The 22,845-nt window shown below is 64.6% G+C and carries 14 protein-coding genes and 1 pseudogene; 4 read left to right on the top strand and 11 right to left on the bottom strand.

Annotated elements, in window-relative coordinates; all coding sequences use genetic code 11:
- Positions 1 to 56: 56 nt before the first annotated feature.
- Positions 57 to 467 (top strand): GFA family protein, encoded by a 411-nt coding sequence (locus AABB87_RS23090; RefSeq protein ID WP_445944862.1) that lies wholly within the window; start codon positions 57 to 59, stop codon positions 465 to 467.
- A 112-nt stretch (positions 468 to 579) separates the two neighbouring features.
- Here the strand turns inward: AABB87_RS23090 and AABB87_RS12475 are convergent, their stop codons facing one another.
- Complete coding sequence (locus tag AABB87_RS12475; RefSeq protein WP_341971553.1) at positions 580 to 3,372, bottom strand: S9 family peptidase; 2,793 nt, start codon at positions 3,370 to 3,372, stop codon at positions 580 to 582.
- A 134-nt stretch (positions 3,373 to 3,506) separates the two neighbouring features.
- Between AABB87_RS12475 and AABB87_RS12470 the strand changes: the two genes are divergently transcribed.
- On the top strand, positions 3,507 to 3,818 hold the full coding sequence (locus AABB87_RS12470) for a hypothetical protein (RefSeq protein ID WP_341971552.1): 312 nt from the start codon (positions 3,507 to 3,509) through the stop codon (positions 3,816 to 3,818).
- Between the two features lie 51 nt (positions 3,819 to 3,869).
- Here AABB87_RS12470 and AABB87_RS12465 read toward each other — a convergent pair whose 3' ends face one another.
- From AABB87_RS12465 to AABB87_RS12455, 3 genes and pseudogenes are all read right to left on the bottom strand, one after another.
- A complete protein-coding gene (locus tag AABB87_RS12465) occupies positions 3,870 to 5,075 on the bottom strand; it encodes an acetate/propionate family kinase (RefSeq protein ID WP_341971551.1) in 1,206 nt (401 codons plus the stop codon).
- Between the two features lie 60 nt (positions 5,076 to 5,135).
- A pseudogene (locus AABB87_RS12460) lies at positions 5,136 to 6,137 on the bottom strand (phosphate acetyltransferase); the annotation flags it as partial.
- Complete coding sequence (locus AABB87_RS12455) at positions 6,095 to 8,587, bottom strand: DUF3141 domain-containing protein (protein ID WP_341971550.1); 2,493 nt, start codon at positions 8,585 to 8,587, stop codon at positions 6,095 to 6,097. The pseudogene AABB87_RS12460 and the gene AABB87_RS12455, both read right to left, overlap by 43 nt.
- Positions 8,588 to 8,922: 335 nt before the next feature.
- On the opposite strand from AABB87_RS12455, the gene AABB87_RS12450 reads away from it, so the two are divergent.
- The gene (locus AABB87_RS12450; protein WP_341971549.1) at positions 8,923 to 9,381 is read left to right on the top strand and encodes a hypothetical protein; all 459 of its coding nucleotides are present in this window, start codon (positions 8,923 to 8,925) and stop codon (positions 9,379 to 9,381) included.
- A 37-nt stretch (positions 9,382 to 9,418) separates the two neighbouring features.
- On the opposite strand, the gene uvrA is transcribed toward AABB87_RS12450, so the two are convergent.
- Positions 9,419 to 15,079 carry an excinuclease ABC subunit UvrA gene (gene uvrA / locus AABB87_RS12445; protein ID WP_341971548.1) on the bottom strand — a complete coding sequence of 1,887 codons (5,661 nt, stop codon included), beginning with the start codon at positions 15,077 to 15,079 and terminating at the stop codon, positions 9,419 to 9,421.
- 348 nt (positions 15,080 to 15,427) lie between these two features.
- Here uvrA and AABB87_RS12440 point away from each other — a divergent pair, with 348 nt between their 5' ends.
- Positions 15,428 to 15,988, top strand: coding sequence for a response regulator (locus AABB87_RS12440; protein WP_341971547.1), 561 nt, complete (start codon positions 15,428 to 15,430; stop codon positions 15,986 to 15,988).
- Between the two features lie 94 nt (positions 15,989 to 16,082).
- Here the strand turns inward: AABB87_RS12440 and AABB87_RS12435 are convergent, their stop codons facing one another.
- The 6 genes from AABB87_RS12435 to AABB87_RS12410 form a co-directional block, all read right to left on the bottom strand.
- Entirely contained in the window at positions 16,083 to 16,925 is an 843-nt protein-coding gene (locus AABB87_RS12435; RefSeq protein WP_341971546.1) for an alpha/beta fold hydrolase, read from the bottom strand.
- A 103-nt stretch (positions 16,926 to 17,028) separates the two neighbouring features.
- Positions 17,029 to 19,140, bottom strand: a complete 2,112-nt coding sequence (locus AABB87_RS12430) for a 3-hydroxybutyrate oligomer hydrolase family protein (protein ID WP_341971545.1) — start codon at positions 19,138 to 19,140, stop codon at positions 17,029 to 17,031.
- Positions 19,141 to 19,152: 12 nt separating this feature from the next.
- Positions 19,153 to 20,235, bottom strand: a complete 1,083-nt coding sequence (locus tag AABB87_RS12425; RefSeq protein ID WP_341971692.1) for a branched-chain amino acid ABC transporter permease — start codon at positions 20,233 to 20,235, stop codon at positions 19,153 to 19,155.
- 5 nt (positions 20,236 to 20,240) lie between these two features.
- A complete protein-coding gene (locus AABB87_RS12420; RefSeq protein ID WP_341971544.1) occupies positions 20,241 to 21,248 on the bottom strand; it encodes a branched-chain amino acid ABC transporter permease in 1,008 nt (335 codons plus the stop codon).
- Complete coding sequence (locus tag AABB87_RS12415) at positions 21,245 to 22,042, bottom strand: ABC transporter ATP-binding protein (RefSeq protein ID WP_341971691.1); 798 nt, start codon at positions 22,040 to 22,042, stop codon at positions 21,245 to 21,247. Before AABB87_RS12415 ends, AABB87_RS12420 begins: the two co-directional genes overlap by 4 nt.
- Positions 22,042 to 22,785, bottom strand: coding sequence for an ABC transporter ATP-binding protein (locus AABB87_RS12410; protein ID WP_341971543.1), 744 nt, complete (start codon positions 22,783 to 22,785; stop codon positions 22,042 to 22,044). Before AABB87_RS12410 ends, AABB87_RS12415 begins: the two co-directional genes overlap by 1 nt.
- Positions 22,786 to 22,845 lie beyond the last annotated feature (60 nt).

Genomic DNA, 22,845 nt, shown 5'->3' with positions numbered 1-22,845 from the left:
CGGGGGCGCCAGCTGGCGCCACGAAGCGGCTTAAGTCGTCAACAGGGCGCCTATAAATGCTCAGCGGAAGCTGCCTCTGCCAATCAGTGCGCTACACCGTGGCCTCAGCAATTGAGCATGCGGAAAATTGCCACTGCTCGATGTGCCGAAAGGCTCACGGCGCGGCTTTCTCAAGCAACGCGCTTGTGCCCACCGCAGCACTGACGATCGAAGGTTCAGCGCATCTCACCGCCTATCGCTCGTCCCAGAACCGAGAGAAGCTTTTCTGTTCAAAGTGCGGCTCCCAACTCTTCATCAGGCGGCTAAACGCCCCCGAGGGCACAGTCATCACACTCGGAACGCTGGACACCGATCCAAAGATTTCCCCAAGCCGCAACGTTTTTGTTGGTAGCAAGGCGCCCTGGTACGAGCTAGCCGCGGACCTGCCCTCGTACCAGGTCTATCCCGGCTTCGAGCCCGCTGAATAGCCGCCGAGGAAGATCCAGTACCCCGCAATGAAAAAGGCGAGTCTGTTGACTCGCCTTTTCTGCACTTGCGTCGTCTGCGCCTCAACCTAGACGCAGACCACCTCAGCCCCGCTTACTTCGCCACGGGGCCCTGCACCGTACCCAGCTTTTGCAGCCAGAAGGCTTCGTACTTGCGGTGCCAGCCGACGGCCTTGACCGCGCCGCCCATGCCGTGCTCGCCGTCCGGGTCCAGGAAGAGATCAACCAAGCCTTCCTTGCCGGATTCCAGCAAGGCGCGGTAGACATTGACCGTGTCTTGGTACAAGACGTTCGGGTCCATCATGCCGTGCACCAACAGCAGGGGCTTGCGCAAGCCCTTGGCCATCGGCAGCAGGGAGTATTTGCGCAGATTGGGCTTGCTGCGATCCACCTTGCCGATGGTGCGGCCGCTGTACCAGCTGTTGTAGTTCTCCCATTCGGTCGGGCCGGCACCGGCGATGCCGGCGGCGAACAGATCGGGCTTGCTGAACATGGTGTACTGGGTCTGGAAGCCACCGAAGCTCCAGCCGTTCAGGCCCACCCGAGCCGGGTCAACGCCGAAGTTGGCGGTGACGTATTTGTAGGCGTCTTCCAAGTCCTCGGTCTGTGGCAGGCCGGCTTGCTCCCAGTTGGCGTCGGAGAAGCGGCGGCCGTAGTTGGAGTGTCCTCGCGTGTCCACCGCCACCGTCACATAGCCATGCTTGGCGGCCATATACATGCCGAACACATAGGCCGTGGGCTGGAAGCTGTCGCTTTCCACCGTGTGGCGGTCGTTCAGCGGGCCGCCGTAGACGTACATCACGGCCGGGCGGCGGTCGCTGGCTTGCCAGCCCTTGGGCTTGAAGACAAAGGCCGAGATATTGTCGCCATGGCGGTTCTTGAACGTGAAGCGCTCGGGGCGCAGGGCGTCGACTTGCGCCCAGGCCTTGTCGTGGCTGTCGGTCAAGACCTTGGCGGCCTCAGGTGCCGGCTTGTCGGCCTTCAGCAGCTTCAACTCGGGGCGCGCTGTCCACTGACCGGCATTGGCGGCCGCCCATTGGCCGTCGCGCGAGACCACGGCACCACGGTGATAGTCACCGGCCTGGCCCAGGGCCTGCATGCTGCCGTCCGCGAGGTTGACGCGGTAGACGTTCATGGCGGCGAAGTCGTCCTTGTTGGCGGTGACAAACATGCTCTTGCTGTCGGGCGTGAAGCCGATGACGTTGTGCGCCTCGAAGTCACCCTTGAGCAGCGGCCGCAGGGAGCGAGCCGCGATGTCCCAGGCATAGGGCTGGCGGTAGCCGGCGTCGTCCAGGCTCATCACGATTTGCTTGCCGTCGGGGGTGAACTCGGGGTCGACCACATTGACGACCTCGTGGCCCACATCGCCACGGCGCTCCAGCACCATCTCTGGCTTGGCGCTCTCATCGGCGCGGCCGACGTAGAGGCGGAAAAGCTCTTTCTCGCGCTCCCAGGTGGTGAAGGCATAGCGGCTGCCGTCACGCGCCCAGGCGATGGGGCTGATCTCGAACCAACCGTCACCACCGGCTTGGGTGAACACCGCTTCGGCTTGCTTGCGCGGGGCTTCGCCAGCGGTGGGCACTTGGCGGATGTAGATGGCCAGGGGCTTTTGCTTGCGCTTGTCGTCGGAGACTTCGCGGTCCACCTTCTTGGCTTTGGCGAAGCGCTCGGCGTAGTCCATGATTTCGACCTTGCGGCCTTCGGCATCGGCCGGCAAGGCCTTGCCGTCGGGGCCAGTCAGCGGGGCGCGGGCCAGCAGGGCCATCCAGCGGCCGTTCTCGCTGATGGTGGTGGCGTCGATGCTGTACTTCTTGTCGGCATCATCGGGGTGGATCAACTCGCGGTTGAGCACCTGCACGCCGGCCTCGGCGAAGCGGCTGCGCAGCACCCGCTTGTCGTCCATATAGACAAAGCCTTGGTCATCGGGCGAGAAGGCGACGATGCGCAAGTCACGCTGCGTGGCCACCAGGGGCTGCAGCTTGCCGTCGGCAGCGCTCCAGCGGAACAGGCTGCCGCGGTATTGGAAGATCAGCTCATCCTTCTGATTGGCCCACACCACTTGCGTCACGCCGGGGTAGAGGTCGGTGGGCTTGAGCTTGTTCTTGGCCAGGCTCTTCTTCAGCTCGTCACGCAGCTCCCAGAGTTCTTTCTCTTTCTCGGCCTTGTCGGCCTTTTCAGCGGAAGAAGCAGTAGAGGCTGCAGAAGCTGCAGAAGCTGCGGCAGCGGCAGGCACGGGCTTGCCGGCACGCTTGGCTTCCAGCGCGGCCATGGCGGCCTTCTCACGCTCGGCCTCGGCCTTGTCGGCGGCCTTTTGCGCGTCGTCCTTGGCCTTCTTCTCGGCCAGTTCCTTCTTCACACGCTCCAGGGCGGCGGCTTCCCACTGGCCCAAATCCACATCCTTGCCTTGCAGATAGGCGGCTTGCGCTTCTTCCTTGGCTTGGCGTTCGGCCAGTTCGCTGCGCTTTTGCGCCAGCTTTTTGTCGAAGCGGGCCAGGTCTTCCGGCGCGTCGAAGGCAGCCATCAAGGCACGCGAACTCAGGCGCTGGGTCTTGCCGGTCTTGGTGTCATGCACATACAAGTCGGTGCCGGGTTCGCCGAAGGGGTTCCACAGATAGGCCAGATAGCGGCCGCTGCGGCTGAACTTGGCGTCCTTGGCGTTTTCGCCGCGGTAGGACTCGGCGCGGAACAGCTGCTCCAGGCTCAGGCTGCTGGCGGACTGAGCCGACGCCGTCTGCGCCACAGGCGCGCCGGTCGCCGCTTGTGCGCTCTGCGCCATGCTGCTCATCACGAAAGCGCCCATCAGCGCCGCGACCAGGCAGCTGATTGCCACCTTGCTTGTCGGCCGAGCCTGTGCGCTCACGCCGTCTTTCTGTGCTTTGTTAGCCAAACCGCTCACTCCTGCGAATTCATCGATGTCCCCGATCAGGGAGCCAGCATTCTAGAAAGGGTTTGCTCCTTCGCCAGAGGTCATGCAGACATAAGCCGCCAAGCAAGCCTAGGAATGACTAAACTGAGGCCGCCATGAGTAGTTATCTCACCTTCAACAACATCCTCGCCGGCCTCGTCCTGCTGGTCTGCTTGGCCTTGGGCCTGCACATGATGCTGAGCCACCAGCGCCAGCAGCGCGTCAACCAGGGCCTGCGCCGCCTGGTTTGGCGCAGCCAGGATCTGGTCCAGCGCCTGCGCCAATGGCGGCGCAGCAAGGCGGTGGAAAAGTCAGCCGCCGCGCAGGCCGCGCAAGCCATTGCCCGCGCCAAGAGCAAGAAGCTGGACGGCACTTGGGACGGCAATGTCTACCGCCCCAAGGAATTCGACCGCAAAAAGCGCGACTGAGGCCGCGCAGGCTCAGCCCTGCGGCTGTTGCTGCTAATGCGACTCTTGCGGCTACTGCGTCATCAACACGCGCTGGGTATGGCGCGCAATCATCAGCTCTTCGTCGGTGGGCAAAGTCCAGGCCTCCACCACGCTGCCGGCCAGGCTGATGCAAGGCCCACCGGCCGCGTTGGCGGCCTCGTCCAGCTGCAGGCCCAACCAGGCCGCCTGGCGGCAGATGCGAGCGCGGATCTCGGCCGAGTTCTCGCCCACGCCGGCGGTGAACACGACCGCGTCCAAGCCGCCGAGGGCCGCCGCCAAGGAACCTAGCTCACGCCCGCAGCGATAAACAAAGTGATCGACAGCCCGACGCGCCGCCGGTGAATCACTGGCCAAGAGCGTGCGCATATCGCTGGACAGGCCGGACATACCCAGCAAGCCTGACTGTTGGTAAAGCAAGCGCTCCACCTCGGCCGCCGACATGCCCCGCTCCTGCTGCAAATACAGCACCACGCCGGGATCCAGATTGCCGCTGCGCGTGCCCATGGGCAGGCCGTCAATGGCGGTGAATCCCATGGTGGAGGCCACGCTGCGGCCAGCACTCAACGCGCACATGCTGGCGCCATTACCCAGATGCATCACCACCGTGCGGCCGCTGGCAGCGCGCGGCGCCAGGGCCGGCAGCACCGAGGCGATGTACTCGTAACTCAGGCCGTGGAAACCGTAGCGCCGCACGCCTTCCTCGAAGAAGCGCTGCGGCAATGCAAACATCTGCGCCATGTCCGGGTCGCTGCGGTGGAAGGCAGTGTCGAAACAGGCCACCTGGGGCACCTCGGGCAAAAGCTCGGCCACGGCGCGGATCGCATCCAGGTTGTGCGGCTGATGCAGCGGCGCCAAGGGCACGAATTGCGCCAGGGCGGCCAAAGTGGCTGCGTCTACCCTGACCGGGTCGGCATAGGACATGCCGCCGTGCACCACGCGGTGGCCCACGCCCAGCAGCACGATGCCCTCGGAGTGCTGGCGCAAGAACTCGATCAAATATTCCAGGGCACCATGGTGGCCCAGCTGGGTGCCGGCCGACCAATGGCGCTGATCCATCAGCGCACCGTCGGCGCCCCGCACCAGAAAGTGCGGCTGGTTGAACAAGGCCTCCACCTGGCCGTGCAGGCGCAAGCTCAGGGCGCCGGATGCCTGCGCGATGAAGACCGAAAACTTGACGCTGGAAGAGCCCGCGTTGAGAACCACAATCGCTTGCTCTGGCAGATTTGGCGCTGACATGCGCACTCCTTCATATTGAAAGGTTCCAAGATTCGGGGCTCTGCGCCCCCGTCATGAAATTCAGGTGAGGGCTTTGCTCAAAGTCTCACGCCGGGCCCGGGCCACCAGCACGGCCACCGCGCAAGAGGCCATGCGGCATAACTCCGAATCCGCGCGGCTCGTCAAGATAATGGGCACGCGGGCGCCGAGTACGATGCCCGCGGCGTCGGCCCCGGCCATGAAGCTCAGGCTTTTGGCCAGCATATTGCCGGCCTCCAAGTCGGGCACGATCAAGACATTGGCTTGTCCGGCCACCGGCGAATCGATCTTCTTGATCGCGGCGGCATCGAGGCTGATGGCGTTGTCCAGCGCCAGCGGGCCGTCAAGCACGGCGCCGGTGATCTGCTTGCGATCGGCCATCTTGCACAAAGCCGCCGCCTCGATGGTGGACTGCACCTTGGGGTTGACCGTCTCCATCGCCGACAGAATGGCCACCCGCACCTCCGGGAAGGCCAGGGCGTGGGCCAGATCAATCGCGTTCTGCACGATGTGCATCTTGTCTTCCAGCGTGGGCTGGATGTTGATGGCGGCGTCCGAGATGATCAGCGCCTGCTCATAGCCCGGCACATCCATCACAAAGCAATGGCTGATGCGCCGCGCCGTGCGCAGGCCGCCTTCACGCTGCACCACCGCGCCCATCAGCTCATCGGTGTGCAGGCTGCCCTTCATCAAGGCCTCGGCCTCGCCCAGCAGCACCAGCTCCACCGCCTTCTCGGCGGCGGCATGGCTGTGCGGCACGTCAACGATGCGGTAGGGGGTCAGGTCGATGCCGGCCTTGGCGGCAACTTCGCGGATGCGCGCCTCCGGCCCGACCAGAATCGGCTCGATCAAGCCGAGCTTGGCGGCACCGATGGCGCCTTCCAGTGCCGCGCTGTCGCAGGGGTGAACCACGGCCGTGGGCATGGCCGGAAAGCCCTTGCAGACTTCGATCAGGCGCAGGTATTTGGAGTGAGGCATGGTCATCTGGCTGGGGCTCCGAATCAAGTGTTGGCTTTGCGGCGGCTGCCGGCTGGGCGGGTCGCGCTTGTGCTGCCGCTGCGTGCTGCGGACTGTCGCACGGGGCGCGCTGCGGCGGCTACGGGGCTTTCGATAGCGTCGCTGATGTCGCTCATTTCGCTTACATCGGTCACGGCGCTGACGGGTTCAGGCAATAGCGCGCAAATCCGCTCGACCATCTCGCGCCGCGCATCACTGGCCAGGCCATCGCCGATGCGCGGGTCGGCCAGCAAACGCCGCAGCACGGCCAGGAAGCGGGCGCAGTCCGCCTCGGCACGCAGCAGCTGGGGCAGCGTGGCCAAGGCAAGCGCCGGTTCGTAGCGGCAGATCAAGTCCTGGCGGCCACGGATCTTGTGCCACTCGTCGGCGGACAAGGCCGGCAGCAAATCTCGGTAGTCATTGACCAGCTGCGCCTTCAGCTCCACCAGGGCCAGCGGCAGCGGCTCGCCCTTGCTGGACAGCAGACAGGCGGCGCGCGCCAGGGCTTGCGGATAGCCGCCCTCGGCGACGGCGGCCAGCGCCTCGCGCACCACCGGCAAATCACGGGGTTGTTTGGGCAGTTGCGGCAAGGCTGCCGGCGCGGCTTTTGAGCCTTCAGCATGCAGGGCCGGCAGGGCCACGCCGTAGAGCTGGAAGAACATGGCCTCGCTGCTGGCATCGCGCAAGTCGCGGGCATAGTCCAGCGCGGCGCTGATCAGGGTGGACGCCGCTTGCTCGGCCTGCTTGAAGGGCGAATCCGGCGCCACCGCTTGGCGGGAGTGCCTGACGGCCGCAGCCACCGGCGCCAGCCAGGCGAAAAGTGGGTTGCGGTCCGAGGCCACGCCCTGCTCCAGGCGCATGGGGTGAATACGGCGCAAGGCCTCGGCCGAGGCCTCGGTGGACATGGCCTGCACCAGAGGCTGGGCAAACTTCTCATAGGCCAGCTGGTTCAGCTGTGAGACTTCGGCCACCGCTTCAAACGGCTTTTCGTCCCGGCGCTCAAAGCGATTGAGCTGGGCCTTGAGGTCCTCCAGCTCGCGCTCGTGAAAGCTGACCTCGTAGACGGGCTGCCCGTCAGTTCCGCGCGACTCGTCGATGCGCATGGCGTACAAGCCCGGCGGCAGGGACTCGATCGACTCCATGACCGAGACGATTTGCGCATGCTCCTTCTTTGCCACCCTGCCGGAAACAAAGATGCCCAAATGGCCGATGTCCTCATGCAGCAAGCCGACGATGACCTGGCCCGCGGCCTTGATCTCGTCGGTGGAGTCATACACATCGGCGACCCAGTTGAAGGCCTGCTGCGGCGGCGTGACGTTATCGCCCATCGACGCGAACAAGATGATGGGCGAGCGGATATCGCGCAGATCAAAAGCTTGGCCGCCTTTGCCGGCGGGGGCTGTCCAGAGCCGGTTGCCGACGAAGAGGTTCTGCACGATCCACTCGATCTCGGCCTTGTTCATCAGGAAGAAGCCGCCCCACCAGCGCTCAAACTCCAAAAACCGCGCGGCCTCGGTGTCGACCTTGGCATACAGGTTGTAGTACTTACCCCAGAGCGCATTGGCGGGGTTGAGGGTGGCGAAATTGGCCACCAGATGGGCGCCGTCGAAGATGCCATTGCCCAGGTCTGCCGTCAGCGAGGACAACCAGCTGCCGCCCAGCAGGCCGCCCGAATAGCGCATCGGGTTATCGCCCTCGCCCTCACTCCAGGCGCCGCCCCAGTAAGACATGGGCGCGCCATTGATGACGATGGGGCCGGCCGTTTCCGGGTCGGCCGCCGCCATCATCATGGCAGCCCAGCCGCCCTGGCAGTTGCCGAGGATGGCGGGCTTGGGCGAGCCGGGATGCAACTCACGCACCTTGCGCACAAAAGCCTGTTCGGCGGCGCAGACGTCGGGCAGGGTCTGACCGGGCTGCGGATCGGGAAAGAAGATCACGAAATAGACCGGATGGCCGGCACGCAAGGCCATGCCCACTTGCGAGTCGTCCTTGAAGCCGCCGATGCCGGGGCCATGCCCTGCACGCGGGTCGATGATCACATAGGGCCGGCGTGCGTCGTCCACATATACGCCGGTGGGCGGCACGATGCGCACCAGCGCATAGTTGACCGGCTGCAGCGGCGGCGCGAACTCGCGCGCGTCCATCACCATCTCGTAATCGAAATGCAAAAGCGGTGGCCGCCCGGCGGCCTCATGCGCATGGTAGTTATTGCCGCGCTGGCGCAGGGTGTCGAGGAATAGCAGCGAGCGCTGCGCGCTATCGACCGCGTAGCGACCCCACTCCTGCCACAGCCCCCAGGGCGTGGCGGCTTGCCGAGCGCCGCCTAAGGCCGCGGTCGCTGAAGGCAGCGCAAGCTCAAGCGCCGGCAATTGGCGCAGGGCCTTGGCCAACTGCGCCTGCAGCTTGGCATCCGCAATCTGCTTGCGGCGCTGCAGCACCTGCCCCACCTTGCCGGTTTTCTCAACAGTGGCTCGAAAACGTTCAGCATTGACGCGCATTCGTCTCTCCCTGGCCTTGGTGAAATGATTCTGCTGCAGGCATTGTTGCGGCGCAACATTTCACCAAGAAGGCAGCCGTGCCGAGGGCGCGCTTCTTGATTCACATCAAGCATCGACTGGGATCCGGGCGCAGACTTGGTCTGGTTCAAACGGCTGACATGCTCAGCAAGCCTAGCCGGCCAAGTTTCAAGCCAGCGTGGACAGCGCCAAGGCCAGTGCCGAGAGGAGAATGTGAGCATTGGTAAAGCCCGTCATCGTGCGCGAGGGCTGGCGCGTTAGCTGAATAGACAAACCCCAGCCTTCCCAACCCTACCCATCCGCTTGGAGCCCACACCATGAGCACAACAAGACAAATTCTGGCCGGACTCGGCTTGGTCCTGCTGGCCAGCTCGGCAGCTCAGGCTGCCGATGTGGGCGTTTCGGTCACCGTCGGGCAACCTGGCTTTTACGGCCGCATTGATATCGGCAATGGCGGGCCCAACGGTGCCGTGATCTACCCGCGCCCGGTCGTCATCCGGGAAGTGCGTGGCGTCGTTTATGAGCCGCTCTATCTGCGCGTGCCGCCTGGCCATGAAAAGCACTGGCACAAGCATTGCGGCCGCTATGACGCCTGCGGCCGCCCGGTCTACTTTGTGCGCGAGGACTGGTACCAGCGACACTACTCTGAGCGGCGCGAAGAACGCCGCGAAGATCGACGCGATGACCGGCGTGACGATCGCCGCGACGAGCGCCGCGGGGATGATCATGGCAAAGGTCACGGCCATGGTCATGGCCGAGGCCATGACCGCGACTAAGCCGCAAAGCGCTTAAGTCCGTTCGGAAGCGCTTGTTTCAAGCGCCCCGCTGCAAGACCGGCCGCAAGGCCATGCCGGTATGCGTGCCGGCGGCCACCACGGCCTCCGGCGTGCCCTGCACCACCACCGCGCCACCGGCGGTGCCGCCGTCAGGACCCAGGTCAATGACCCAGTCGGCCTCGGCGACCACGTCGAGGTCATGCTCGATCACCACCACCGAATGCCCGCCCGCCACCAGGCGATGCAGCACGCGGATCAGGCGCTCCACATCGGCCATGTGCAAGCCCACCGTGGGTTCGTCCAACACGTAAAGGGTGTGCGGCGCCTTCTGGCCGCGCCGACCCACTTCGTCGCGCACCTTGACCAGCTCGGAAACCAGCTTGATGCGCTGCGCCTCGCCGCCCGACAAAGTAGGTGAAGGCTGGCCCAGGGTCAGATAGCCCAGGCCCACGTCCTGCAGCAGCTTGAGCGGGTGGCCGATGGCCGGCATGGCGGCAAAGAACTCCACCGCCTCGTCCACTTCCATCGCCAAGACATCGCCGATGCTCTTGCCCCGCCAGGTCACGCCCAGGGTTTCGGGATTGAAACGCTGGCCATGGCATTGGTCACAGAGCACCTTCACATCGGGCAGGAAGCTCATCTCGATGGTGCGCATGCCCTGCCCCTCGCAGCCCGGGCAGCGGCCCGCGCCGGTGTTGAAGCTGAAGCGATTCGGCGCATAGCCACGCGCCTTGCTCTCCAAGGTTTCGGCGAAGAGCTTGCGGATGGCATCCCAGAAGCCGATATAGGTGGCCGGGCAGGAGCGCGGCGTTTTGCCGATAGGCGTCTGGTCCACCTCCAGCACGCGGTCCACCTTTTCGTGGCCCTCGATGCCGGCGCAGCCGATCCAGTGGGCCGGCGCTTTGCGCAGCGGCACGGCCACCGCCATATTGGCCAGCAGCACATCGCGCGCCAAGGTGGACTTGCCCGAGCCGGACACCCCCGTCACCGCCACCAAGCAGTGCAGCGGCACATCCACCGTCACATGGCGCAGATTGTGCAGAGTGGCGTCCAGAATACGCAGCGCCGGCGCCTCGCCCAGCATCTCACGCCGTTCCTGCAGCGGGTGGATCAGCGGATGCGCCAGGAAGCGGCCGGTGACCGAATCGGCCACCAAGGCCAGATCGGACGCCGTGCCCTGGGCCACCACATGGCCACCGCGCTTGCCGGCACCGGGGCCGATGTCGATGATGTGATCGGCGCGGCGGATGGTGTCTTCGTCATGCTCCACCACCACCAGGGTATTGCCCTTGTCGCTCAGCGTGGCCAGGGCCTTGAGCAGGATCTGGTTGTCACGCGGATGCAGGCCGATGGTGGGCTCGTCAAGGATGTAGCAAACACCTTGCAGATTGCTGCCTAACTGCGCCGCCAAACGGATGCGCTGGGCCTCGCCGCCCGACAAGGTAGGCGCCGCCCGGTCCAGGGTCAGATAGCCCAGGCCGACTTCTTCCAGAAACTCCAGCCGGCCCTTGATTTCGCTCAGCACATCGCGCGCAATATCGGCATCGCGACCCAGCAGCTCCAGGCTCTGCACCCAGGCGCGTGCCGCACCCACGCTCCAGGCCGCCACATCGCTGATGGCCTGGCCTTCAAAGGTGACGGCACGGGCGCTGGGGTTGAGGCGGGCACCGCAGCAGTCCGGGCAGGCCTGATCCACCAAGCCTTCCAGCTCGACCTCTTCGCCGGCAAAGCTTTGCTCCCGGCCTTTGTTGTCCTTGTCGGGCTGAGAGTCATCCAGCGCCTTGCGCTGCTCGCGCGTCAGCGCCAGGCCGGTACCCACACAGCTATTGCACCAGCCATGCTTGGAGTTGTAGCTGAACATGCGCGGGTCCAACTCGCCATAACTGGTGCCGCAAGTGGGGCAGGCCCGCTTGGTGGAGAAGACCTTGACGGCGCCCAGGCCCGCGGTGCTTTGCCCGGCGGCTTGCGCGGCCTTGAGGCCGTCCAGCGGGCTCAGCAAATGCAGCACGCCCTTGCCCAGGTCCAGCGCCTTGGCCAGCAGCTCGCGCAGCTCGGCTTCCTTGTCCAGCGCAATCACCAGGTCGCCGACCGGCAACTCCACCGTGTGTTCCTTGAAGCGGTCCAGGCGGGGCCAGGGGGCGGTGGGCAGGAATTCACCGTCCACCCGCAGATGGGTGTAGCCACGCGTCTTGGCCCATTTGGCCAGATCGGTGTAGAGGCCCTTGCGGTTCACCACCAAGGGCGCCAGCAAGCCCACATGCTGGCCGCGGTGATCGCGCAGCAGCTGTGCGGCAATCGACTCCACGCTTTGCGGCCGCACCGGCGTGCCGTCGTGCATGCAGTGCTGCACGCCCAGCTTCACATACAGCAGGCGCAGGAAATGCCAGACCTCGGTGGTGGTGGCTACCGTGCTCTTGCGGCCGCCGCGCGACAAGCGCTGCTCAATCGCCACCGTGGGCGGAATGCCCCACACCGCATCCACCTCGGGCCGCCCGGCCGGTTGCACGATGGAGCGCGCATAGGCGTTGAGGGATTCCAGATAGCGGCGCTGGCCCTCGTTGAACAAGATGTCAAAGGCCAGGGTGGATTTTCCTGAGCCCGAGACACCGGTGATCACATTGAACTTGCCGCGCGGAATGCTCACATCCACCGACTTCAAATTGTGCTCACGCGCATTGACGATGCGGATATTCGGGTCGATCTGGCGCCGTGCGCGCAGGATGGCTTGCAGCGGCCGGCCCTCCGCCACTTGCAAGGCGGGCCTGTCCATATGGGCCGAGTATTCGCGCAAGGCCTGGGCGGTGTGCGAGCTGGGGTGCTCCTTCACATGCTCGGGCGTGCCGACGCAAACGATCTCACCGCCCTGCTCGCCGCCTTCGGGGCCGAGGTCGATCAGCCAGTCCGCCGCCCGTATCACGTCGAGGTTATGTTCGATCACGATCAGCGAATGCCCGGCGCCCAGCAGCTTGCGCAGGGCGCGCATCAGCTTGGCGATGTCATCGAAGTGCAGGCCGGTGGTGGGCTCGTCGAACAGGAAGAGCGTGCCCTTCTTGGCCAGGGCCTGGCGCGGCTTGGCCGCCGCCTCGGCCAGGAAGCCGGCCAGCTTGAGGCGCTGCGCCTCGCCGCCCGACAGCGTCGGCACTGGCTGGCCCAGCTTCACATATTCCAGGCCCACATCGATGATGGGCTGCAGCTTGGTCAGCACCTCGCGATGGTCTTTGAACAAGGCAACGGCTTCGCTGACGGTCAGCTCCAGCACATCGGCCACGCTCAGTTCGCGGCCATGCAGGGCCAGCTTCACATCCAGCATCTCGGCGCGGAAACGGCGGCCGTCGCAGTCCGGACAGCGCAGATACACATCCGATAGGAATTGCATCTCCACATGCTCAAAGCCCGAGCCGCCGCAGGTGGGGCAGCGGCCATCACCGGCATTGAAGCTGAACATGCCGGCGGTGTAGCTGCGCTCCGCCGACATCGGCGCATTGGCGAAGAGCTTGCGGATCTCGTCAAACGCGCCCACATAGCTGGCTGGGTTGGAGCGCGCCGTCTTGCCGATGGGGGACTGGTCCACAAACACCGCGTCCGAAAGCCAGTCCGCGCCCAGCAGGCGATCGTGCTGGCCCGGCGTCTCGGTTTGCTGGCCGAAGTGGCGCGCCAGGGCCGGGTACAAGACGTCTTGCATCAAGGTGCTCTTGCCCGAGCCGGACACCCCCGTCACCACCACCATGCGCTGCAGCGGAAACTCCACCGTGACATTGCGCAGATTGTGTTCGCGCACGCCTTCGATGATGAGCTTGGGCGTACTGGCGTCCACCGGCCGCTTCAGGCCCATGCCCACATGTTTGCGCGCGCCGAGGTAGGCGCCGGTCAGCGTGTCGGCCGAGCGGATCGACTCGGGCGTGCCGTCAAACACAATCTGGCCGCCGCGCTCGCCGGGGCCGGGGCCCATATCAATCAGACGGTCAGCCGCCAGCATCACCGCCGGGTCGTGTTCCACCACCACCAAGGTATTGCCGGCATCGCGCAAGCGGTGCATGGCTTGCACGATGCGATTCATATCGCGCGGGTGCAGGCCGATGCTGGGCTCGTCAAGCACGAACAAGGTGTTGACCAGCGAGGTGCCCAGGGCCGTGGTCAGGTTGATGCGCTGCACCTCACCGCCGCTGAGCGTGCGGCTTTGGCGGTCCAGCGTCAGGTAGCCGATGCCAACGTCGCAGAGGTATTTGAGCCGGTTGCGGATCTCGTCCAGCAAGAGTTTGAGGGCATCGTCCAGCAAGCCGCTGGGCAGTTGCAACTCATCAACGAAGCGGCGCAGGCGATGCAGAGGCAACTGCATCAAATCATGCAGGGCCAGGCCGGGCAAGGCCTCCAGCTGCCCGCGGGTCCAGTCCACGCCCACCGGCATGAAACGCTGCTCGGCCGGCAAATTGGCATCGGCCAGCGCCTTGCTACCCAGGCGCCACAGCAGGGCTTCGGTCTTGAGGCGCGCGCCGCCGCAGTCGCCGCAAGGCGTGTAGCTGCGGTATTTGGACAAGAGCACACGGATGTGCATCTTGTAGGCCTTGCTCTCCAGATACTCAAAAAAGCGCTTGATGCCGTACCACTGCTTGTTCCAGTTGCCGGTCCAGTTGGGTGAGCCGTTGATGACCCAGTCATGCTGGGCCGGCGAGAGCTGGTTCCAGGCCGTGTCGCGCGGGATGCCGGCGTCGCCGGCGTAGCGCAGCAGGTCGTCAAAGCTGTCTTTCCAGGCAGGCGTGCTGAGGGTCTTGATGGCACCGTTGCGCAGAGTCTTGCGCTCATCCGGAATCACCAGACCCAGGTCCACGCCGATGACGCGGCCAAAGCCGCGGCAGGCCTCGCAAGCGCCCATGGCCGAATTGAAGGAGAACAGTGGCGGCTGCGGGTCTTGGTAGCGCAGATCGCTTTCCGGGCAATGCAGGCCGGTGGAGTAGCGCCAGAGTTCGGGCTCCGGCCCTTCTTCGGCGGGCAGCACATAGACATTGAAGCGGCCGCTGCCGCGCTTCAAGCACAGCTCGATGGCTTCCATCGCGCGTTGCTTGTCGGTGCCTTGAATGCGGAATCGGTCGGCCACCACATCCAGCAGCTTGTGCGGCCCAGTGGGCGTGGCCACTTCACGCTCGGCCTGCACGCGGGTGAAACCGCTGGCCGAAAGCCATTGCGTGACCTGCTCGCTGGAGGTGTTGCCAGGCAGCTCAACCGGGAAGGTCAGCACCAGGCGCGGGTCGCTGGCGGCCAGGCTGCGGGCCATCAGCTCAGTGTAGATGCTCTGCGCCGTGTCGTGGCGCACCGGCTGGGCGGTCTTTTTGTCAAACAGCTGGGCCGCGCGGGCGTAGAGCAGCTTGAGGTGATCGTTCAGCTCGGTCATGGTGCCAACCGTGGAGCGCGAGGTGCGCACCGGATTGGTCTGATCGATGGCGATGGCGGGCGGCACGCCGTCCACCTTGTCGACCGCCGGGCGGTCCATGCGGTCCAGGAACTGCCGCGCATAGGCCGAGAAGGTTTCGACGTAGCGGCGCTGACCCTCGGCGTACAAGGTATCGAACACCAGGCTGGATTTGCCCGAGCCGCTCGGGCCGGTCACGACGGTCATCTCCCCCGTGCGCAAATCCAGGTCGATGTTCTTCAGATTGTGCTGGCGGGCGCCGCGGATGCGGATGAGACCTTCTTCGTCTGACATGTGTGGGTGATGCCTGTGCGCTGGGAGCCCGCATTCTAGGAGTGCCCCGGACTTTGGCGCGGCCCCTGCAAAATTGCCCCGGCAAGCCGGAAGCGCTTTGTTACTACTATGACTCGATGCCTCATTGCATGGCCCCGGCGCAGCGAACAGAATGCCCCCACGCGCTGCCTTTTGCGCCGGTGTCGACCCCCTGAACAAGGGTAATTTTCGCCAATAGGCTGCGGGTGTTTAGCGGATAGACTCGCGCCGTCACGATGGGCAGCGAGAGTGAAGCCAAGAGCCCAATGCACATTGCTTTAGCAATGACTGTGCAAATGGCGGTGTAAAAAATGGGCTGGAACCTGCGCCATGACGATGTCTTTTTTCAGTAGCGACACCACCGCGCCAGTGGTCAATTTGAACAGCGGCAGTCGTGCGCTGAGCGAGATCCCAGCTGTCGGCCTGCGACCGCATATGGTTAGCCGCTTCAGCCGCGCGGCAGCCGGATCCATGCAAGACTTAGCCAGCGACATGAGCACCGACAGCGCCATCCCGACAATCCTTTTGGTGGAAGACAACGCCGTCAATCAGGTCGTGGCGCTGGAGTTTCTGGCCCTGATGGGTGTGCACACGCGCCTGGCCAAAACCGGCGCCGAGGCCCTGGCCGCCTGCGCCGCTGCCGCCCCCGATCTGGTCTTGATGGACATTCAAATGCCCGGCATGGACGGGCTGGAATGCACCCGCCGCCTGCGCAGCCTGCAAGCCGCGGGCCAACTGGCACCCTTCCCCATCCTGGCCCTGACCGCCCATGCGCTGGACAGCGACATCAAGGCCAGCCTGGAAGCCGGCATGGACGAGCACCTGACCAAGCCGTTGGACTTCAAGTCCCTGCGCCATCACCTGGGCCGCTGGGTCAAGCTGCCGGACTGATGGACTCGGCTGACGCATCGCCGTCAGTCGCCAAGCGCCGCAACAAAGCTGGCGCCCCAAAACCCGAGCATGAACCAAGCGCATTGACCTTCAGTCACGCCCCGTTCAGAAAACGCTCCACCAGCCCCAATTGATCCGGCACATTGAGCGCCGGCGCGTGGCCGCAGCCCGCAATCTCCACCACGGCTGCTTGAGGGCCGCGTTGGCGCATCGCCTCGGCGGTGTCGGCCAGCAGCAAATCAGACTCGGCCCCGCGCAGGCACAGCACCGGCAGCGTCAGGCTGTCCCAGGCGGCCCACAAGTCGTAGTCCTGCGGGTAGTTGATGAACTGCCGCACCATGGCCGGGTCGTAATGCGGGGTGACACGGCCATCGGGCAGGCGCCGCACCGAGCTTTCGGTCAGGCGCCGCCATTGGGCGTCCGACAGCCAGCCATAGGGTTTGTAGACCGTGCGAAAGTACTGCTCCAACTCGCTGACGGTCGCGAACGCAGCCGGGCTGCCGGCATAGCTGCGGATGCGCTCAATCGCAGTCGCCGCCAGCTGCGGCCCGTTGTCGTTCAGCACCAGGCGACGGATGCGCCCGCGCAAGCGGCCGGCCGCCGCCAGGGTGCCGATGGCGCCGCCCATCGAGGTGCCGACCCAGTGGAACTCACTCAAGCCGAGTTGATCCACCAGCGCGGTGGCCTGGCGGGTGTAGAAGTCCAGGCAGTACTCGGCGTCAGGTTCGGGGCTCCATTGCGACAAGCCGCGGCCCAACGTGTCCGGGCAGATCACCCGGTAGCGGGCGGACAGATGCTGGGCCAGCTCATCCATATCGCGGCAGGTGCGGGCCAGGCCATGCCAGGCAATTACCACCTCGGGGTTGGCGCTGTCACCCCAATCGGTGTAATGCAGCTCACGGCCCAGGCAGTTCAGGTAGTGGGAGCTGTGACTCATGGCAAAGGCCTCCAATCGGGCGGGAAAGCAAAGCAAACAAAGGGGTCAAAAGCGGGGCCAGGCAAGGCCTGACCCCGGCTTAGCGCATCAATCAATCAATGAATCAATCAGGAATGCGCAAGGTGTTGCCATTCATGGTGATCAGGTCCGTCGCCGCCGGCGCCGCCGAGATGGCCGGCACATTGGCCGCTGAGATAGCCGGCGCCGCGCCCGCCACGCCGCCGCGTGGCACGGTGCGCACCACCTGGCTGGGCGGCAAGGCCTTGCCGCTGCGCAGCTTGTCGTAAACAGCGTCCAGCGCGCGATTCAGGTAGACATGCAAGGGAATGAAGCGCGAGTCATAGCCGGGCAGGAAGGGGTTGTCGATGAAGGTGTCGAAATGCTGGGCATTGGTGACCTCGATATAACTCAGCTGGCTGGCCGCCCCCTCCACCTGTTTATTCAGCGCGGTATAGGGCCGCGAGGTGTGGTTGACCGGCAGCAAGGCGTCGTTACGGCCATGGACGATGACCGCCGGGCGGCCCTTCAGATTGCCGTTGCGGTAGGTTTCCTTGATGCCCGCCTGCACCGCCAGCGCTTGCGGGTCGCTGCCGGTGAGCAGCTTGCGCAGGCATTCGGCGCCATCGGCGTTGATATCGGTCGTGCCGCTGCTGGGCGAGACCGAGAACACATTGCGCACCGGCCCGCCCACGCTCAGCTCATTGATCACATTGACGCCGGCCGAAGGTGGCACGCCATTGCCCTTGGCAAACATATCGGCCAAGGCGGCCGCGCCCATCACGGTGGGCGCACCAGCCGCCGTGGTGGCAGCGAAGCTATAGCCGCAGAGCTTGTCCTTCACGCTGGCGCGCGCATAGGCGTTGGCATAGGTGGCAGCCACGGCCTCGGGCACTTCGTAGTCGGCATGCGAGGCGTGCAGCAAGTCGGACTCGGCCTCCCAGCCGCTGTCGCGCAGCTTTTGCAGCGCGGCATTAGCTTGATCCAGGGTGGTGGCGCCGCTGATGATGCCCTTGTTGGCCAGGCTCTGACAGCGCTTGGCATTGAAACTGGCGTAGAAGGCTACCGCGCCGGGGGAGCCCGCCGCCGCGCTGGCCAAGGAGGCGCAGTTCTGCAGCAAATTGGCCTGGGTGATGTAGTCGTACAGCGGTTTGCCAAAGCTCAGCGGCGTGGTGCTGCCGCGCTGGATGGACACGCTCAAATTGGCGGGTAGCTCGACAGCAGGCTCCGACACCGCCACGCCGTCGATCAGGCCGGCGCTATCTTGCTCGGCCGCTGCCACGGCTGCGCCGCCGCCGTTGGACAAGCTGGACGCAATCACCAAGGTATTGGCCGGGGTGATGGTCGTCCATTTGAAGCCGTTGCCGCTGTCTTCGCCGTAGCGCTCATTCAGCACATAGAAGGCCAGCTGCACCGCTTGCAGGGTGAACAAGCCCCAGTCCTTCTCGGGGTTGCGCTGCGAATGCGCGTGCTTGAAGGCCAGGCGGTTGGGGCTGGCGGCATTGAAGCTGGCCAACTCGGCAGCCGTCAATTTGGCCTTGAAAGCCGCCCCTTTGCCGGCAGCCGCGGCGCTGTCCCGCGTGCCGTCCAGCAAAGGCACGGTGTCGGTCGCCAGATCATGGCCGGCGGAATGCGTGCCCTTGTCGGTGTAGGCCACCGCACAGCCCTTTTTCAGGCCCCACTCGCCGGTGGAAATGGCGCCGTAAATGCTGCGCGAACCCGAAGACGTGGCCGTGATGATGCAAGGCTGGCTGGGGTTGAAATTGGCGGGCACCTGCACCATCAGGCTGACGTTGCGCTCACCCGTGCCATCGTCGCTATAAGCAAGGTATTCGGTGCCGGCAACCTTGCCTTCGCCGGTGCCGACCGAGCCATCGGCCGCCACATTGGGGCCGTACAGGGTGCCATAGCCGCCGTTGGCTGCCATGTCCACGATGGCGCGGTAGTTGGTGTAAATGGCCGCGCGGCGCAGCTCAGCGGCGGTGGGCTTGAGCGGGTCGGCATAGGCGGCCAACGTGGCGGAGGCCAGGCCGGTTTTTCCTAAGCCAGCGGTGAGCAAGTCATCAGCCACGCCGTCATAGCTGGCGGACTTGAGGCCCACGACAAAGTCGGGCAGCTTGTTCACCACGCGTGGCTCCTGCACGCTGCCCCCTTCGCCGCAGGCGCAAAGCCCAGCCGCAGCGGCTGCCAACACAGTCATCAAATGCATCGTCTTCATCAGAGAAGTCTCCTAGTCATGCTTCGAGGAAGGTGTGACAAGACCGGCACGCAAGCGCCCGACGATGCCACTGGGAAAGTGATAGACCGCCAACACAAACAAAACGCCAAGCCAGAGCAGCCAGCGCTCCGGCGCGATCAGCTGCGACAGCACCGGCACGCCGTCCAGCGCCGTGGCGCCCAGCTTCATCAAGTCCTGCAAATAGCTTTGCGCCAGCACGAAGAGCACGCTGCCGACCACCGCACCGTAAATCGTGCCCATGCCGCCGATCACCAGGATCAAAAGCACGTCCAACATGATCTCGAAGGACAGCGAGGTGTCCGGCCCGTTGTAGCGCAGCCAAAGCGCCAGCATGGCGCCGGCCACGGTGGCGAACAAAGCGGCCAGCACGCTCGAGCAGCTGCGGTAGACCACCGTGCGGTAGCCGATGGCCTCGGCCCGAAAGTCGTTCTCGCGGATGGCTTGCAGCACCCGGCCAAAGGGCGAATTGACGATGCGCAGCAAGAGCAGCACCGCCGCCAGCACGACGAAGAACAGCAGGTAGTAGCTGGCCAGTCGGCCATCAACCATCGCGCCGAGGAAGGGCTCTTCTAGATACTCGGTGGACGGCTGCAAGGCCTGCGGCACTTTGAAGCTGAGGCCATCTTCGCCGCCGGTGAAGTCAGACAGCTGCGAGGCCAGGGTCAAAAAGGCCGAGGCCACAGCCAGCGTGATCATGGCGAAGAAGATGGCCTTGACGCGCAGGCTGAACAAGCCGATCAGCAGCGACAGCAGCAGCGACACCAGCAAGCTGGCACCCAGGCCCAGCGCCACCGCGCCCCAGCCCGGCTCAAGCCGCGAGCTGGCAATGGCAATGCCGTAAGCACCGATGCCGAAGAACATGGTGTGGGCAAAGCTGACGATGCCGGTATAGCCCAGCAGCAAGTCGTAGCTGGCCACCAGCACGATGAAGATCATCATCTTGGCCGCGACATTGAGCGCCCGGGTCGAGGGAAAGATGAAAGGCGTGAGCGCCAGGCCCAGCACGATGAGGAGCAGCAGCGCGCCCAGCAAGCGGCTGCGCGGCAGGTCATGGGATAACAAGGACTTGATCATCTTCATCACCGGTTCGTTACCGGATAAAGGCCTTGCGGGCGCCACAAAAGGATGGCGACCATCAAACCGATGTTGGAGAACAGCGCCAGCTTGGGCGCCAGAAAGCCGGTGTAGTTCGCCATCAAGCCCACGGCCAGGGCACCCACAAAACAGCCCAAGGTGGAACCCAGGCCGCCGATGATGATGACGATGAAGATGAGGGTGTTGACCTGTGAGCCGATCTGCGCCGTCACGCCCTGCTGATACAAGCCCCACATCACCCCACCCAGGCCGGCCAGCGCCGAACCGCCGACGAACACGCCCACAAACAAGCGGCGGATGCGGTAACCCAGGCTTTCCACCATCTCGCGGTCTTGCACACCGGCGCGGATCAAAAGGCCTAACTTGGTGCGGTTGAGCAGCCATAGCAGCAAGACGAACACCGCCAAGCCGGCCAGCACCGCCAGCAAGCGGAATTTTTCCACCGCCACATCGCCGAACAGCACAGCGCCGCGCAGCGCCTCTGGCAGGGGCAGCGGGATCATTTGCGCACCCCAGATCAGCTTGATCAACTCCTCGCCAATGATCATGCCGCCCATGGTGATGAGGATCTGCTTCAGATGCATGCCGTAGACCGGCCGCACCAGCACACGCTCAAACACCAGGCCCACCGCCGCGGCCACGCCCATGCCCACCGCGCAGGCCAGCCCAACGGCGAGCAGATTACTGATCAGGCTGGGGCTTTGCGTCCAGCCGCTCATGGCCCCCAGCACGGTGGTGGCCATGAAGGCGCCCAGGGCGATGAAAACGCCGTGGCCGAAGTTCAGAACATCCATCAACCCGAACACCAGGGTCAGGCCGGAGGCGATGATGAAGATGATCAGCCCCATGGCCAGGCCCGCCAGGGTCAGCGTGGCCCAGCTGCTGGGGCTGCCGATCAAGGGCAAGGCCAGCAGCATCAGCACGGCCAGGCCCAGCAAGGGGATGAAATCGAACTGGGATTTGGGCAATTGGGTGTCTTGTGGCTGACTCATTGGTGCGCCCCCAGGGATAGGCCAAGAAAGCGTTGCTGCAAGCTTTCGTCCTCAATCAAATCGGCCATGGCGCCGCTGTGCACCACGCGGCCGTCGTCCATCACCGCCACCCGCTCACCCAGGGCTTTGGCGACCATGAAGTTCTGCTCCACCAGCAAGATGGTGGTGTGGCTGCTGCGCCGGAGTTCCTTCAAGGCCTCGACCAGGTTGAGGATGATGGCCGGCGCCAAGCCCTTGCTGGGCTCGTCAATCAGCAGCAGGCGGCGCGGCTCGATCATGGCGCGCGCAATCGCCAACATCTGTTTTTGCCCGCCGCTGAGCTTGCCGGCGGGATAAAGCCAAAACTTCTTCAGCGCCGGAAACAGGCCGAACAACCAGTCCAGGCGCTGCGTGTCCAGTTCTTTCAAGGACCGCGCCTGGCGCGCCGCCAACAGCAGGTTCTCGGCCACCGTCAGGTCGCCGAAGATGCCCATGTTCTCGGGCACGTAGGCGATATCGCGTTGGGCGATCTCGGGCGTGCTGAGCTTGTGAATCGGCTGCCCGTCCAGCAAGACCTGACCCTGGGAGGCTGGCCACAAGCCCATGATGGTGCGCAAGGTGGTCGTCTTGCCCGCGCCGTTGCGGCCCAGCAGCATGGTCAGCTGGCCCGTGGGCACGTCCAGATCGACGCCGTGGAGGATGTGATACGCGCCGATATGGGTGTGCACCCCGCGCAAGCTCAGCGCCAGCTGGCTTGAATGCAGGGGTGCGGCCGCGGCGGAGTTGAATGGTTCGACAGGCAAGTGACTCATCATCATGCCGCCATCCCCAAATAGGCTTGCTGCACGATGGGCGAGGCAATCACCTCGGCCGGCGCGCCATCGGCCACCAATTGGCCCATGTGAAGGACGACGATGCGGTCGGCCAATTCACGCACCACATCCATCTTGTGCTCCACCAACAAAATCGTGTGCTGACCCTGGGCTTTGAGTTCGCGAATCAGATCCAGAATCACCGGCACCTCGTCCACGCTCATGCCGGCCGTGGGTTCATCAAACAAATAGACCTGGGGTTGCAGGGCCATCAACATCGCCACTTCAAGCTTGCGCTGATCGCCATGCGGCAAGCTGGCGGCCGGCACATGGGCGCGGGCATGCAGATGCACCCGCTCGACGATGGCCATGGCTTGGTCCAGCAGGTCGCGATGCTGCAACCACACCGACAACATCGCCAGTCCGCGCCCGGCGCGGGCCTGCACCGCGAGGCGGACGTTTTCCAGCACGCTCAGGTTGGGAAACAGCTGGGTCAGCTGAAAGGCTCGGCCCAAGCCCGCTTGGGTGCGCATTGGCGCCGACAAGGGGGTCAGGTCTTGCCCGTTGAGCAGCACTTGGCCGGCGGTTGCGCGGAGCTGGCCGGAGATCAGATTGAAGTAGGTGGTTTTGCCCGCGCCGTTGGGGCCGACGATGGCGGTGAGGGAGCCCGGCGCGAACGCGCAAGAGACGTTGTCGACCGCGGTGTGGCCGCCGAACTTAATCGTTAAGTTTTTTGTTTCCAGCATGGCTTGTTTGATGCGGAACTTCTTGAAAAGGCGAACGGCCTTTGAAATGTGAGCGCCGAA

The organism is Roseateles sp. PN1 (assembly GCF_038419725.1).
Lineage (GTDB): Bacteria > Pseudomonadota > Gammaproteobacteria > Burkholderiales > Burkholderiaceae_C > Paucibacter_A.
The sequence above is the reverse complement of the archived record's forward strand: the minus strand, read 5'-3'. Positions and strand labels throughout refer to the sequence as shown.

What these genes read in the sequence shown, in the direction of transcription:
- AABB87_RS23090 (WP_445944862.1), top strand. Translation starts at nt 57, where the DNA reads ATGCTCAGCGGAAGCTGCCTCTGCCAATCAGTGCGCTACACCGTGGCC.
- AABB87_RS12470 (WP_341971552.1), top strand. Translation starts at nt 3,507, where the DNA reads ATGAGTAGTTATCTCACCTTCAACAACATCCTCGCCGGCCTCGTCCTG.
- AABB87_RS12465 (WP_341971551.1), bottom strand. Translation starts at nt 5,075, where the DNA reads ATGTCAGCGCCAAATCTGCCAGAGCAAGCGATTGTGGTTCTCAACGCG.
- AABB87_RS12455 (WP_341971550.1), bottom strand. Translation starts at nt 8,587, where the DNA reads ATGCGCGTCAATGCTGAACGTTTTCGAGCCACTGTTGAGAAAACCGGC.
- AABB87_RS12450 (WP_341971549.1), top strand. Translation starts at nt 8,923, where the DNA reads ATGAGCACAACAAGACAAATTCTGGCCGGACTCGGCTTGGTCCTGCTG.
- uvrA (WP_341971548.1), bottom strand. Translation starts at nt 15,079, where the DNA reads ATGTCAGACGAAGAAGGTCTCATCCGCATCCGCGGCGCCCGCCAGCAC.
- AABB87_RS12440 (WP_341971547.1), top strand. Translation starts at nt 15,428, where the DNA reads ATGACGATGTCTTTTTTCAGTAGCGACACCACCGCGCCAGTGGTCAAT.
- AABB87_RS12435 (WP_341971546.1), bottom strand. Translation starts at nt 16,925, where the DNA reads ATGAGTCACAGCTCCCACTACCTGAACTGCCTGGGCCGTGAGCTGCAT.
- AABB87_RS12430 (WP_341971545.1), bottom strand. Translation starts at nt 19,140, where the DNA reads ATGAAGACGATGCATTTGATGACTGTGTTGGCAGCCGCTGCGGCTGGG.
- AABB87_RS12425 (WP_341971692.1), bottom strand. Translation starts at nt 20,235, where the DNA reads ATGATCAAGTCCTTGTTATCCCATGACCTGCCGCGCAGCCGCTTGCTG.
- AABB87_RS12420 (WP_341971544.1), bottom strand. Translation starts at nt 21,248, where the DNA reads ATGAGTCAGCCACAAGACACCCAATTGCCCAAATCCCAGTTCGATTTC.
- AABB87_RS12415 (WP_341971691.1), bottom strand. Translation starts at nt 22,042, where the DNA reads ATGATGAGTCACTTGCCTGTCGAACCATTCAACTCCGCCGCGGCCGCA.
- AABB87_RS12410 (WP_341971543.1), bottom strand. Translation starts at nt 22,785, where the DNA reads ATGCTGGAAACAAAAAACTTAACGATTAAGTTCGGCGGCCACACCGCG.